This window comes from Actinomadura monticuli (genome assembly GCF_041463655.1).
GTDB classification, from domain to species: domain Bacteria; phylum Actinomycetota; class Actinomycetes; order Streptosporangiales; family Streptosporangiaceae; genus Spirillospora; species Spirillospora monticuli.
In genome coordinates, this window is the sequence record NZ_JAXCEI010000032.1 from 24196 (window position 1) to 37270 (window position 13075).

Genomic DNA, 13075 nt, shown 5'->3' on the forward strand with positions numbered 1-13075 from the left:
TCAGCCCCGCGGAAGGACCTGCGCCAGGATCGCGGTCGCGCCGCAGAAGGCCATCACGGGGAGCAGGGACGCCTCGAAGGCGTCCGACACGCCGCCCGTGACCCCGTAGAAGACGATGCCGACCAGCGCGACGCCGAGGGCGTTGCCGACCTGCTGCGCCGTGGACAGGACGCCCGCCGCCGATCCGGCGTGCCGGTCGGCGACCCCCGCCAGGACCAGCGCGGACAGCGGCGCCAGCACGAACCCCATGCCCGCGCCGACGAGCGCCAGACCCGGGATGAGCCAGGCGATGCCATGCCCCAATGCGGTGGTCAGCAGCACGCAGCCGGTCGCTTGCACGGCGGCGCCGAGCGCGAGGACCTGCCGTCCGATGCGTGCCGCGATGGCCGTGGCCCGGGTGGACGCGGCGAAGTACCCGGCGCCAAGCGCGGCGAACAGCAGGCCCGACTCCAGCGCGCTCAGCCCGCGCCCCTGCTGCAGGTAGAGGGCGAGGTACAGGAAGAAGGACGCCATGGCCAGCGTGTAGACGAGGGCGAGGCCGCTGCCGACCCGGAACGAGCGCTCCCTGAACAGGCCGGGTTCCACCAGCGGCGCACCGCCCCGCCGGCCGAGGCGGTGCTGGTACGCCGCGAACCCCGCCAGCAGGACGGCCGACGCCGCCAGCGACTCCCACGTCCAGGCGGGCCAGCCCAGCCGGCGTCCCTCGATCAGCGGCAGGACGAGCGCGACGAGCCCGAGCGTGACCACGACGGTTCCGGTGACGTCCAGCCGGGTTCCCGCGGTGCGGGGCTGCGCGGGGACCGTCCGGCGGACCAGCGCCAGCGTCACCGCGCCCACCGGCACGTTGATCAGGAAGATGCTGCGCCAGCCGGTGCCGAACAGGTCCGCCTCGATGAGCGCGCCGCCGATGAGCTGGCCGAACACGCCGCCGAGCCCGAGCGCCAGCCCGTAGGCGGTGAACGCCCGCGCCCGCCGCTCCCCGGTGAACGCGCCGTTGATGATCCCGAGCACCTGCGGCATCAGCAGGGCGGCGGCGATCCCCTGCACGACCCGCGCCGCGATCAGCGTGCCGGGGGTCGGGGCGAGCCCGCACGCGAGCGACGCGGCGGTGAAGAGCGCCAGCCCGAGCGCATACATCCGGCGGCGTCCGAGCAGGTCGCCGAGCCGTCCGCCGGTGATGAGCCCGCCGCCGAGCGCCAGCCCGAACCCGGCCACCACCCACTGGATCGCCGTGGCCCGGGCTCCCAGTTCGCGCTGGATGTCGGGAATCGCCACGTTGACGATGAAGAAGTCGAGCGTGGTGATGAACACGCCGGTGAGCAGGACCAGCAGCGTGCCCGTGGACGCGCCGTCCGGGCGCGTTCCCGATCGCGCGTCGGCGGCCGGTATGGCGGTTTGCGACATGGTTCCCCCAGATCGTCGTCTGCCCCACGACGATCGCGCGAGCCCGCCCCCCAAGGCGATAACGTCCGAGGTAATGCCCGTCCGCGATCGGGCGAGGCGGAATCTTCTTCGCGCCCGGCTCAGGCGCTGAGGAGGAGTGGGGCGTTGCCCACCGTGTGGGCGGCGATGCACGGGTACAGGTTGCGGGTCACCGCGTACAGGCCCGTGGACAGGACGGTGCCCGCCGCGACCACGGTCAGGGCGCTGACCCAGCCCGAGCCCGGGACGTGGCTGGCGACGAAAAGCGTGAACGACACGGTGACGGCGACCGCGGTGCTGCCGGTCAGTTCGGCGGTGCGCTCGATGAGCATGCCGCGGAAGAACAGTTCCTCGACGATCGCCGCGTTGACGATGAGGTGCGCCAGCTGAGGCAGGTCGAGCGACTCGACGATCTGGCTCGTCTGGGTGGTCTCGTCGGGCCGACCGCCGGTCAGGAGAGCCTGCACGGCGATGCCGGTCATCATGACAGGAAGCGCGAGCGAGGCCGCGAGGAGAAGGTGCTTTCCGCGCGGCCTGGCCAGGCCCAGGGACGACAGCGGCCGACGCTCGACGGCGAGGACGAAGAGCAGGAGCAGCGCGGCCGCCGTCCAGCGCAGCACGAGCGTCGCGATGAACCAGGCGGCGTCGGCGTCGGTCCCGTCGGAGACGAGGTGCAGGGTCCGGAGCGCGTCGGCGATCGGGCCGGTGAGCGGCTGACCGAAGGTCGGGACGAACCACAGGGCCGCGCACACCGCGAGGGCGACGGCGGGCCGGACGCGGGAGCGGGCCGGTTCCTCCGGCGTGGCCACGGAACCCCCTCGATCGCCCTGAACGATCTATACACCGTAGGGACGGGTCGAACCGCGGTGCAACGGACTGGCGCGAACAGGCCGCCGTGCGATCCGATCGCCGTCGGCCGACGCTAGGGCAGGGCGTAGCGGACGATCTTCTTCCAGGTGCTGGTGACCTGCCTGCTGAGTGATCCGGTGTGGTAGGGCAGGTCGTACTTCTCGCACAGCGCCCGGATGCGCGGGGCGATCTCCGCGTAGCGGTTGCTCGGCATGTCCGGGAAGAGGTGGTGCTCGATCTGGTGGCTGAGGTTGCCGGTCATCAGGTGGAACATCGGCCCGCCCTCGATGTTCGCCGAGCCGTGGATCTGCCGGACGTACCATTCGCCCTTCGTCTCGCCGTCCAGCCGCTCCTTCTCGAACACCTCCACGTCACCGGGGAAGTGCCCGCAAAAGATGATCATGTGGGCCCAGACGTTGCGAGCGATGTTGGCGGTGAAGTTCGCGGCCAGCGTGGACATGAACTGCGGACCGCTGAGCAGCGGGAACGCCAGGTAGTCCTTGCCCCACTGGCGGCGGATCTTGCGACCGATCTGGCGCAGCTTCTCCTTGGTGACCTCTTCGTCGGCCCGCCCCGCCAGGATCTTGTCGATCTCCAGGTCGTGCAGCGCCACCCCGTACTCGAAGAACATCGCGAGCAGCACGTTGTAGAGCGGCTGCGGGAGGTTGGCGGGGCTCCACTTCTGCTCGGGCGTGACGCGCAGGATGCCGTAGCCGACGTCCTTGTCCTTGCCGACGACGTTCGTGAACGTGTGGTGGACGAAGTTGTGCGAGTGCTTCCACTGCTCGGCGGGGGAGACGTTGTCCCACTCCCAGGTCGTCGAGTGGATCTTCGGGTCGCGCATCCAGTCCCACTGGCCGTGCATGACGTTGTGCCCGATCTCCATGTTCTCCAGGATCTTCGCGACGGCGAGCGTCGCGGTCCCGGCGACCCAGGCGGGCGGCAGCGAGGACGCCAGCAGCAGCGCCCGGCCGGTGATCTCCAGGCCGCGCTGCCAGCGGATCACGCGGTGGATGTAGGACGCGTCGCGCTCGCCGAGCCCGGACATGATCTCCTCGCGGAGCGCGTCCAGCTCGGCGGCGATCGTGTCGTGGTCCGCGGTCGTCAGATGGTCGGTCATGGGTCCCCCTTCACGGTCTCAGAGGTCGATTTCGACGGGGCCGGCGGCGGCCGAGACGCAGGTCTGGACGATCTCGCCCTCCTCGCCGTGCACCCGGCCGGTGCGCAGGTCCCGCACCTGGCCGGAGCGCAGCGGGCCGACGCAGCTGTAGCAGATGCCCATCCGGCACCCGCTCGGCAGCAGCGCGCCCGCGTTCTCGCCGGCGACCAGGAGCGGCGTGCTCCCGTCGGCGTCCGCCTGGACGCCGCTCCTGGTGAACGTGACGCGCCCGCCCTCGCCGCCGCCCTGCAGGACGGTCTGGAAACGCTCGACATGCAGCCTCTCCTCGGCTCCGGCGGCGCGCCAGAACGCGGTGAGGTCGTCCAGCATCGCGCCGGGGCCGCAGGCCCATGTGTCGCGTTCCGCCCAGTCCGGGCAGATATCCGGCAGTTCGGACGGCTTGAGGCGGCCGTCGGCGGACGTGTGCCGCTCGTGCAGCCGCACTCCGGGCATCGTGCGCAGCTCGCCGCCGAAGATGACGTCCCCGGCCGTCCGGTCCGAGTGGACGACCACGACGTCCGTCCTGCCGGCGAGGTGGCGCAGCATCGCCATCACCGGGGTGATCCCGCTGCCCGCCGTGATGAACAGCAGCTTCGCGGGGACGGGCGAGGGGAGCGTGAACTCGCCGTCCGCAGGGGCGAGCCGGACGATCGCGCCCGGCCTGATCGCGTTGACGAGGTGCGGGGAGACGACCCCGTCGCGGGCGGCCTTGACGGTGATGGTGACGCGCCCGTCCCGGCGCGGCGGGGACGACAGCGAGAACGTCCGCCAGTGCCGGACGCCGCCGATGTCCACGCCGACCCTGACCCACTGGCCCGGCCGGTGCCCCCGCCACGCCCGTCCGGGCTTGATCACGAGGGTCGCCGCACCCGGCGCCTCGTGCCGCACGGCCTCGACGCGTCCGCGCAGGTCGGTGGCCGACCACAGCGGGTTGACCAGGCCGAGGTAGTCCTCCGGCAGGAGCGGGGTCGTGAGGAGCCGGGCGGCCGCGACGATGCGCCGGCCCTTTCCCGGGCGCCGTGCCGTAGTGATCACGATGCCTCCCCGATGGCGTTAACTTACGTTCGCGTAACCTACGGTCGCGTAGGAGAGGGCGGACCTTCAAGGCATCCGACGTCAAAGCGACAGGAATCACACCATCGAATGATGATTCATTCGGTGATGTAACGCCTGTTGACAAAAACCGCCGTCCGGATTTGTTGCCCGGTGCCCAACTCCACGGCCCCGCGTCGGGGGCTTCCAGCGCACGCGCCCACCCGCGCCGCTGACGGCCGTCCGGGACGCGCCGGCCCGGCCCCCCGTGCGGGCACGGCGCGCTGATGGGGCCCGCGCGGCCCATGCGGGCCCCATCACCCGGCACGGTTGTTGGCCTCGGCCCCTGCGCCGACGTAGCGTAGGCGGCGGCGTACGTGCCGCTATGACGAGACGGGGTCCAGGTGCGGGCAGCGAAGTTCATCAGTGCGGCCACCGTGCTCGCATTGGCGATGGCCGGATGCAGCGGCGACGGCGACGGGGGCGAGAAGAAGACGGCGTCGGCGGCGAGCGTCCCCGCGGGCCTCGGGTCCTTCTACAGCCAGAAGCCGTCCTGGAAGGACTGCGACAACGGCTTCCAATGTGCGACCGTCCAGGTCCCCTTGAACTACGCCGACCCGTCGGGGGAGAAGGTCGGACTCTCCGTGATCCGGCTCCCGGCCGAGGACAAGTCCAACCGCATCGGCTCACTGCTCACCAATCCGGGCGGCCCTGGCGGGTCCGGCGTCGACTTCGTCCGCCAGGCGGCCCGGACGTTCGGCAGCGACCTGCGCCGCCGCTTCGACATCGTCGGCTTCGACCCGCGCGGCGTCGCCGCCAGCGAACCCGTCCGCTGCAACACGGGCCCCCAACTCGACGCGTTCTTCGCCACCGACGCGTCCCCCGACGACCAGCGGGAGACGAACACCCTCGGCACCGCCAGCAAGGAGTTCGCGCAACGCTGCAAGACCAAGGCCGCCTCGGAACTCCCCTATGTGGGCACCGTCAACGCCGCCCGCGACATGGACGTCCTCCGTGCCGCCCTGGGCGACGACAAGCTCACCTACTACGGCGCCTCCTACGGCACCTACCTGGGCGCCTTCTACGCCGAGCAGTTCCCCAAGAACGTCCGAGCCCTGGTCCTGGACGGGGCCGTCGACCCCCAGCTCAGCTCGACCGAACTCCTGATCGAGCAGGCGAAGGGCTTCGAGACCGCCCTCCGCGCCTTCGCCGAAGACTGCGTCAAGTCAGGCGGCTGCCCCCTCGGCACCACTCCCGACGCCGTCATCGCCAAGATCTCGTCCTTCCTCTCCGCCACCGACAGGAAGCCGCTGAGCAACAACCGCGACTCCCGCAAGGTCACCGAATCCCTGGCCGTGATGGGCATAGCCAGGTCGCTCTACGTCAAGGAGTACTGGCCCGTCCTGCGCCAGGCCCTCACCCAGGCCATGCAGAAGTCCGACGGCACCGTCCTCCTAGCCCTCGCGGACGAGATGGTCGAACGCGAAGCCAACGGCACCTACAGCAACCAGACCGACGCCAACATGGCCGTCAACTGCGTCGACAAGCCCAACCCACCTGACCTGGCCGCCTACGGGAAGTACGCGAACGAGGCCAAGAAGGTCGCCCCCCGTTTCGGCCCCTTCGTCGTCTGGGGCGGCCTCCCCTGCGTCTACTGGCCCACCCAGACCAAGCAGGACCCGAAACCCCTCACCGCCAAGGGCGCCGCCCCCATCGTCGTCATCGGAACCATCCGAGACCCCGCCACGCCCTACAAGTGGGCCCAGAACCTCGCCGGCCAGCTCTCCAGCGGCGTCCTCCTCACCTTCAACGGCGACGGCCACACCGCCTACCTGCAAGGCAACGCGTGCATCACCAAGGCCACCGACAACTACCTCGTCACCACCGACCCGCCCAAGGACGGAACCACCTGCGGCTGAAAACCCGTGCACACCCACCCCCGCGGACCCGGTAGACTGCATCGAGCCGTGCCCCGCACGGCACGCCGCCTTAGCTCAGTCGGCAGAGCGATTCACTCGTAATGAATAGGTCATCGGTTCGATTCCGATAGGCGGCTCCCACGTCAAAGCCCTCTTGCGATCTTCGCAAGAGGGCTTTTGCTAACGGGCTTGCTAACAGCAGCGTCTACGCCGCTTCATTCATGACCCGAGCGAACACGTCAGCCGTGGCCACCTCGGCCGACCGGATCACGTGCGCGTAGACCCGCAGTGACCGCTCCAGTGCCGTCGTCACCTGTGAGACCGCCAGGTCCATATCCGTGCAGGGCGCCAGCAGTTCCCGGTAATGGACCGGTACCACCAGCCGCCGTCCCCGGCGGCGATGGTGACGGTGTCGCCCAGGCACGGCGCATCGGGGAAGAACACGCGCAGCATGGGCCGGGTTTCGGCGTACCGGCGATCGACCGTCCAGCCGCGCCGCCGCAGGGCCCGCGCGAGCCGGTTGAGCAGCAGCCGGGCGGTGAACGGCCGAGGCAGCGCGACGAGTGCATCCGGGGGGATAGGCACCCGCCGCGCCGCCTCAGCCTCCCCTAGGGCCGTCCCACCCAGCGCGGGGACGGCCCCATCCGGTGATGGCGGGGTCCAAGCAACCATCACCAGGCCCTTTTCATGACCGGACGCCCCGCGCGCTGCCGCTCCTGCACCAGCGCCTCACGCAGCGACGCAGAGTCCGACCGGATCACCGTGAGGTCGACGCCGGCGGCCGAGTCGTGCAGCGTCGCGACCCAGTCGCCGAGACGCCCGTCCCAGCGCCGAGCCCGCCAGATCCGGTGACCGGTGAACTCCTCCCGAAGCTGACGAAGCGCCGGGTCATCGGCATGCGCACGCGTTTCCATCGCGGGGTTCATCACTCGGAGTCCTTCATCTCAGGCCGCCGCGCTCTCACGGGCCGGCGAGGTCGATTCAGCCCCGTGAACCCGAGCCGCGATCTGCTGTGTCCGGGCGTGGAGTTCATCGAGTTCGGCAGTGATCTCGGCGAGTTCCGCGAGCAGGAGCTGACGCTCTTCCTCGGTCAGTCCGACCGCCTTCTTCCTGGTCATCGATTGCCGTGCAGGGGAGATGCGGACGACGGCCGCCCGCCGGTCAGCGGTCATCGCGCGTCCCCCGATCCGGCGAACCGGTCGAGGCGGTTGCGCAGTTCGGTTGCGCTCTGCCCGTACAAGGCACCCCACCTCGGCCGCTTGGCGACCCAGCGGCCGGAGCACTCACGCCCGATCTGCCAGTCGGGGAAGTCCGACCGCAAGCCGTCCTGTAGCCGCTCGATCAGCGCTGATGTCCCGCTACCCATGAGCCCGTTCACGACGTCACTACCTCGGCACCGCCCGGACGGACCTGTTCGGCGATCCGGCGAGCCGCTCCCGGAACGTCGTTGACCGGATGCTGGCGCTCGTCCTGGTCCCAGGAGAAGTACCGCCCGGAGTAGCCGACGAAGACCCAGACGAACACGCCCCGGACGTCGGTGAAGACGGCCAGGCCGGCGACGTTCTCACGGACCTCGGATCGAACCTCGTATTCGGTCAACTCGGCCCGCAGTCCCGCCAGCAACTCGATCTCAGGAGTGGTGTCGGTGTTCACGCTTCTAAGGTGGCCGGGAGACACGTCACGTCGCATTACCGCCTGTATCGCATCCAGGACGGATCGTTCTCGTCTTGTCTCGTCTGATGCTCGTCTGTGTTACGTTCCTGCCGTCGGAAGGTTGGTGGTGGCGAATCCCCCCGTACGGCTGAAGGTGCTACTTCGAGAGAAGCACTGGCAGACGCACCAGACGTTTTGCGGCGAATACGACAAAGCGGCAAAAGGCATCGACCCTGGCCTTGTCGGAAGTTGGCCGAGCCGAGCGCAGTTCCACCGCTGGCTCAGCGGCGATCTCAAAGGGCTCCCGTACCCGCATCACTGCCGCGTGCTGGAGAAGATGCTTCCCGGCTGGACGGCCGAACAGCTCTTCGAGCCATGCCCGCCGAAGGAGTCCAACCAGCCGCAGAGCGACCCGGACGAGCCCATGCCCCCCGACGTCGCCGAGCTGCTCACCACCCTCGAACACCACATCGACACCCCCGAGATCGGCGAGATCAGTTGGGGCACCACCACCCGAACCATCCCCGCCGCCAAGGCCCGACGCGCAGCCACCAGAGCAGCCACCAGCGACCACGCCCAGGACCTCGGCCGCAGACTCCTCGACCTCCAGCGCGAACGCCGCCTGAACGACGACGACATCACCGAACTGGCCGGTCTCACCGGCCATGTCGTCGAGCTGGCGAAGACCATCGATCTGGAGATAGCCGCAGACGGTGCCGCACGGCTGGAATACCGCTTCGACCTGCTGAACCTCGGTGACAAGCCGCAGGCCCGCATGTCCCGCGAAGTGTGGTTCGAGCACACCAGCGGCCCATTGGTCATCAAGCCCGTCCCCGACATTGACCGGCGCATCGCCATCCAGCGCATTCACGACACGACCAACCTCGCCAAGTTCGCCTTCCAGATCTCGCCTCCGCTACGGCCGGGGGAGTGGGCGCGCGTCGGCTACGTCTGCGAGGGCGGGAAATTCGACCTGAACCACTATTGGCGCGAGGCGATGCCCCGCTACTGCCGCCGCTACGAGATCAACGTCCGGCAACGCCATGTCGACCTCGGGGGGTGCACCGCCAGCGAGGAGCACCCGGACGGTTCGGAGAACTCCGCCACAGATAGCCTCGTTTGGGACATCGACGGCCGGGACGCCGTCATGTCGTTGACCCGTGACCACCTACGCCCGAACCAGTTCGTGACGCTGCGCTGGGAGCCGATCCGTGAACCTGCGTGACGAGATCGAGGCGACGCTACGCGCCTGGCACGCCTACGAGACGGGCCGCGGATCGGTCGCCGTCATCGACTTCGATTGCGCCCCCACAACCACGTCACCCGAACCGCCCACCAGCCGCCTCGCCGTCTACCAGCGCCTCACCGACCTCCACACCCGCGCCACCGAGGCCGGAGCCACCCACCTGATAGCCCGCCTCACCGCCGACCTGGCATACCTCGGCGCCCTCCTAGGCGAACACCGCCCCCTGAACGACTACGTCCAGGCAACCCAGGGATGCCCCGCCGCCGGATGGCAAGACGGCTACATCACCCAGCGAGGCGACCAGGCCCGCCAAGCGTTGACCGCTCTGGGCATCCAGTGGGGACCCGACACCGCCCGCGACCTCAACGCCATCGAAGGCCCCATCGAGACCGACGAGGCACCCGACGCGATCCGCCAGGCCGCCGACGACTACGAGCAAGCCGTCCGCCAGGCCACCGGCAGCCAGGCCCCGTTCAACCTCACCATCCAGACCACCGAGGTAGACGCTTACTGGGCGTACTGGCTCGACGGCGCCGGCGACAAGGTCCGACTACGCCTCAACCTCCGCCGCGCCAGCTTCACCAAGGTCGCCGCCCGTCAGTTCGCCCTACACGAAGTCCTAGGCCACGGCCTACAAGGCGCAAGCTGGTCAGCCCAAGCCGCAGCCGAAGACGTCCCCTGGGTACGCCTGATGTCGGTACATGCCCCCCAACAAGTCCTCCTCGAAGGACTCGCCCAGGCCCTACCCCTCTTCATCACCCCAGACGACGAACTACTCGTCACCCGCACCCACTTCGACCACTACAACCAACTCGTACGCGCCGAGCTCCACCTAGCCCTCAACGAGGGCGCCAACGTCGCCGAGCTGGCCGACCACGCTCGCTTCCGCATGCCGTGGATCAAGGAAGCCGCCATAGCCGACCTCCTCACCGACCGAGGAGCCAACCCCCAACTGCGCTCCTACCTGTGGGCTTACCCCGCTGGACTCGACTGGTTCGCCAACCTCGCCGAAGCCGACAAGCCCACCAGGACCACCGTCCTACAAGCCGCCTACCGTGACCCACTCACGCCAAGCGACCTAGAGAGGCTCTGGCCAGCAGGCCCCACCATTGGCGGCCAAGGCACCTAAAACCCCAGGTCAGCCAGGCAACCCGCCCGCCGGATGAGAACCTTCTATACGTTTTCAAGGGCACCCGCTACGCGGCCGCCGCCGGTCGGTCCGGGCCAGGCATGCGGCCTCTCCGGGCCGACCCGCCCCGGCCGCCCGGCTATCCACAGGCTGACGATGTTAGAGCAGGTACTTAGCGCATGGCCCTACCCTGTTGCTCATGACTACTGAGGCGATCTCTGATCTTGAAGGTGCATCGGACGCCGCACGGGGCACGGTGGACGTCACGGTTAGGGCTGGGGACGCCTACGACCTCATGGCAACACTCGCACCGGAGTCCGTCGATCTGCTCATCACCTCTCCGCCATATTGGGGTTTGAGGACTTATGGCATGGATCACAACGAGGAGATCCTTAACGAGTGGAAATCAGAAGGAAATTCGGCAAGCGACACTCCATCCTACGAGTGGTATCGCGCACATAATGGAGTACTTGGTCTTGAACCACTACCCGAATGGTACGTAGATCATCTAGTTGAGATATTTCAGCGTGCAGCAAAGGCCATCAAGCCGCGAGGAAGCATGTGGATCAACATCGGGGACACGTACTTTGCTCGTTGGTCCAGCTTGAGGATGGATGGACGCCAAGGGCTTGGAGATAATCCGCGAATGCGTCGACGTACTCCGATGGGCGGCTATAGACAGGAAAAACAACTACTCCTGATTCCTGCGAGATTCGCCATCGCCATGCAAGAGCAGAGATGGATCTTGCGAAATGACCTGATATGGCACAAGCCCAACGTTCCGCCGCGCCCTGAAAAGGATCGGCTCCGACTGGCTCACGAACATTTCTTCCATTTTGTCAAGCGCCCTAAGGAGGGGCGTGCTAGTTACTTTTACGATCTGGATCACGTAGAGGAAGGCGCCAGAGACGTAACAACTGTTAACGTCAAATCAGGATCGAATGGTCATTCGGCGACATTTCCAATCGACCTTATCAAGCCAAGAATCTTGAGTTCATCCCCGCCAGATGGACTAGTGCTTGATCCTTTTTGTGGCACTGGCCGTGCACTGGTCGTGGCAGCCATGAATGGGCGTCGGGCACTAGGGTTTGAGAAGTCGCCCGAGTTTGTCCGAGCGGCGCAGATCAACCTCTCATCAGTCCAACCGATCATCACTGGTGTTGATGAGGGAAACGACGATACGGTTGCCTCATGACGCCCCCCAAGAGAAGCGGCAAGAAGCGCGGCCCAGGCAACCACGTTGCTGAGTGGTACGGCCACCGGGTATTCCCCATCGTCGCAGCGACGGACAACAGTCTCAACGACCAACAGCATGGACGTTGCCCGTTCCTGAGCACCATAACGGGCGAGAAGCACGACTGCGTAAAGGCAGAGCGCTCCAGTGGGGTCTGCACCATCAGTAGTGTAAGCAACGGTCCGCGGCAAGACTGGCTCGTCTGCCCGTTTAGAGCTCTCGATCTCGATGTTCTGGACGATGCTGCTCGTCGTCTCTTTGGCCATCCAACCGGAACTAGTCTCAATCTCGTTGCTGCGCCTGTTCTAGAAAATCAGGAGCAGGCGAATCAATTTCGCTCAGCAGTGCGCCAAGGCATCCCCAGTCTGGTCTATTTTCAGAATAAGCTAGGTGGCGAGATCAGTCTGAGCGCTACAGATCGGTCTCCTGAATTTTCTTTCGATGCCACCATGGTTGAGATTAAATGGGAACCGGATGGCTCGCTCGCTCTCGGACGCTATGGCATATTCGAGATTCAGACCATGGATTTTCACGGCACGTACGCTGCAGCGGTACGCAACCTAAAGGACGCTCTCAGGCTCCACAAGCAAGATTTTTCGGAAGCTGTAGAGCAACATAGTGAATGGGTCTCAGAAAAGGTCGAAGGTCCGAACATCGCAAACGTATTTAAGCGGACCTTCTATCAGATGATGTTCAAGTTTCAGATTGGGGCACACGGTCGGTCCGCTGGATGCGTCTTTGCTGTTCCTTCGGCTGTCTGGGATAGCTGGCAGAGGCATCTTGGCAAGCCTGAGCTAGTTCAGCAGACCGACGGAACGTACCGTCTCGCCCGAGCTGGCCAGGAACTTGCAGTGAATCCAACTTCCTGGATTTACGTCTTTGAACTGGATCTCTCGGCGACTACCACACCAAACGAGATCCAACTCGTAAAGGTAATTGGTACAGATGCGGCTGCATTGTCTCACTACGCACTAGATGTCGCGCCGGCCGCAGCCCTCGAAGAGGGAGCCAGTGCGGATCGGCTGCTAGGTAGCATCCGTGCACGTCTAGCTCTCTACCTCCCCGAGTTCAAGCCTTCTAGGACAAAGTAGCCGTAAAGCGCACTAGCATGGGCTAGCCTAAAGAGTCCGTCACGGATGCCGCAAATGTCTCATAGACGCCTACGGGCAAAGCCTGATGAGTCGCCTCGACCAATTGTTTGAAGCGCTCGATCGATGAATCATTTTTTTCACTGTTCTTCAGGTAGCCCGTAAGTGCATCATCCAATTGGTTGACGAATGACAGCATGGGGAGTAGTATCGGTCGCCATGCAGGGCTGATTGCGTTCTCGGATGTTGAGATGGTCGGAGCGAGTGGCCAGGTCACGGACTGATCGCGGGGGGCGTGTCTGCGGGCCGGGAAGCAACAAGGCCCCGTAGAACGGCGATTGCCT

General features: G+C 66.6%; 14 protein-coding genes and 1 tRNA gene. 6 read left to right on the forward strand and 9 right to left on the reverse strand.

Annotation, left to right across the window (positions count from 1 at the left end; translation table 11 throughout):
• The 4 genes from SM611_RS36915 to SM611_RS36930 form a co-directional block, all read right to left on the reverse strand.
• Entirely contained in the window at positions 1–1404 is a 1404-nt protein-coding gene (locus tag SM611_RS36915) for an MFS transporter (protein ID WP_371955058.1), read from the reverse strand.
• 119 nt (positions 1405–1523) lie between these two features.
• On the reverse strand, positions 1524–2231 hold the full coding sequence (locus SM611_RS36920; RefSeq protein ID WP_371955059.1) for a CPBP family intramembrane glutamic endopeptidase: 708 nt from the start codon (positions 2229–2231) through the stop codon (positions 1524–1526).
• Positions 2232–2344: 113 nt separating this feature from the next.
• Complete coding sequence (locus SM611_RS36925; RefSeq protein ID WP_371955060.1) at positions 2345–3391, reverse strand: fatty acid desaturase family protein; 1047 nt, start codon at positions 3389–3391, stop codon at positions 2345–2347.
• Positions 3392–3409: 18 nt separating this feature from the next.
• Entirely contained in the window at positions 3410–4465 is a 1056-nt protein-coding gene (locus SM611_RS36930) for a ferredoxin reductase (protein ID WP_371955061.1), read from the reverse strand.
• A 401-nt stretch (positions 4466–4866) separates the two neighbouring features.
• Between SM611_RS36930 and SM611_RS36935 the strand changes: the two genes are divergently transcribed.
• Positions 4867–6381 carry an alpha/beta hydrolase gene (locus tag SM611_RS36935; protein WP_371955062.1) on the forward strand — a complete coding sequence of 505 codons (1515 nt, stop codon included), beginning with the start codon at positions 4867–4869 and terminating at the stop codon, positions 6379–6381.
• A gap of 64 nt (positions 6382–6445) precedes the next feature.
• Positions 6446–6518, forward strand: a tRNA-Thr gene (locus SM611_RS36940).
• Positions 6519–6690: 172 nt separating this feature from the next.
• Here SM611_RS36940 and SM611_RS36945 read toward each other — a convergent pair.
• The 4 genes from SM611_RS36945 to SM611_RS36960 all read right to left on the reverse strand — a co-directional run bounded on the left by SM611_RS36945 (position 6691) and on the right by SM611_RS36960 (position 8034).
• On the reverse strand, positions 6691–6966 hold the full coding sequence (locus SM611_RS36945; protein ID WP_371955063.1) for a hypothetical protein: 276 nt from the start codon (positions 6964–6966) through the stop codon (positions 6691–6693).
• A gap of 86 nt (positions 6967–7052) precedes the next feature.
• Positions 7053–7307 carry a hypothetical protein gene (locus tag SM611_RS36950; RefSeq protein WP_371955064.1) on the reverse strand — a complete coding sequence of 85 codons (255 nt, stop codon included), beginning with the start codon at positions 7305–7307 and terminating at the stop codon, positions 7053–7055.
• 18 nt (positions 7308–7325) lie between these two features.
• Entirely contained in the window at positions 7326–7553 is a 228-nt protein-coding gene (locus SM611_RS36955) for a hypothetical protein (protein ID WP_371955065.1), read from the reverse strand.
• A gap of 202 nt (positions 7554–7755) precedes the next feature.
• Positions 7756–8034: a hypothetical protein gene (locus SM611_RS36960; protein WP_371955066.1), complete on the reverse strand. Its 279-nt coding sequence runs from the start codon at positions 8032–8034 to the stop codon at positions 7756–7758.
• Positions 8035–8359: 325 nt separating this feature from the next.
• Here SM611_RS36960 and SM611_RS36965 point away from each other — a divergent pair, with 325 nt between their 5' ends.
• The 4 genes from SM611_RS36965 to SM611_RS36980 all read left to right on the forward strand — a co-directional run bounded on the left by SM611_RS36965 (position 8360) and on the right by SM611_RS36980 (position 12734).
• Positions 8360–9259 (forward strand): hypothetical protein, encoded by a 900-nt coding sequence (locus SM611_RS36965; protein ID WP_371955067.1) that lies wholly within the window; start codon positions 8360–8362, stop codon positions 9257–9259.
• Positions 9246–10409: a hypothetical protein gene (locus SM611_RS36970; protein WP_371955068.1), complete on the forward strand. Its 1164-nt coding sequence runs from the start codon at positions 9246–9248 to the stop codon at positions 10407–10409. The genes SM611_RS36965 and SM611_RS36970 overlap by 14 nt, the downstream gene beginning before the upstream one ends.
• A 199-nt stretch (positions 10410–10608) precedes the next feature.
• Positions 10609–11604, forward strand: a complete 996-nt coding sequence (locus tag SM611_RS36975) for a DNA-methyltransferase (RefSeq protein WP_371955069.1) — start codon at positions 10609–10611, stop codon at positions 11602–11604.
• Positions 11601–12734: a PDDEXK family nuclease gene (locus tag SM611_RS36980; protein ID WP_371955070.1), complete on the forward strand. Its 1134-nt coding sequence runs from the start codon at positions 11601–11603 to the stop codon at positions 12732–12734. The genes SM611_RS36975 and SM611_RS36980 overlap by 4 nt, the downstream gene beginning before the upstream one ends.
• 22 nt (positions 12735–12756) lie before the next feature.
• On the opposite strand, the gene SM611_RS36985 is transcribed toward SM611_RS36980, so the two are convergent.
• On the reverse strand, positions 12757–12930 hold the full coding sequence (locus SM611_RS36985) for a hypothetical protein (protein WP_371955071.1): 174 nt from the start codon (positions 12928–12930) through the stop codon (positions 12757–12759).
• Positions 12931–13075: the final 145 nt, after the last annotated feature.

Coding starts and splice junctions, on each gene's coding strand:
- SM611_RS36925 (WP_371955060.1), bottom strand. CDS start 3,391: ATGACCGACCATCTGACGACCGCGGACCACGACACGATCGCCGCCGAG.
- SM611_RS36915 (WP_371955058.1), bottom strand. CDS start 1,404: ATGTCGCAAACCGCCATACCGGCCGCCGACGCGCGATCGGGAACGCGC.
- SM611_RS36975 (WP_371955069.1), top strand. CDS start 10,609: ATGACTACTGAGGCGATCTCTGATCTTGAAGGTGCATCGGACGCCGCA.
- SM611_RS36955 (WP_371955065.1), bottom strand. CDS start 7,553: ATGACCGCTGACCGGCGGGCGGCCGTCGTCCGCATCTCCCCTGCACGG.
- SM611_RS36985 (WP_371955071.1), bottom strand. CDS start 12,930: ATGCTGTCATTCGTCAACCAATTGGATGATGCACTTACGGGCTACCTG.
- SM611_RS36980 (WP_371955070.1), top strand. CDS start 11,601: ATGACGCCCCCCAAGAGAAGCGGCAAGAAGCGCGGCCCAGGCAACCAC.
- SM611_RS36950 (WP_371955064.1), bottom strand. CDS start 7,307: ATGAACCCCGCGATGGAAACGCGTGCGCATGCCGATGACCCGGCGCTT.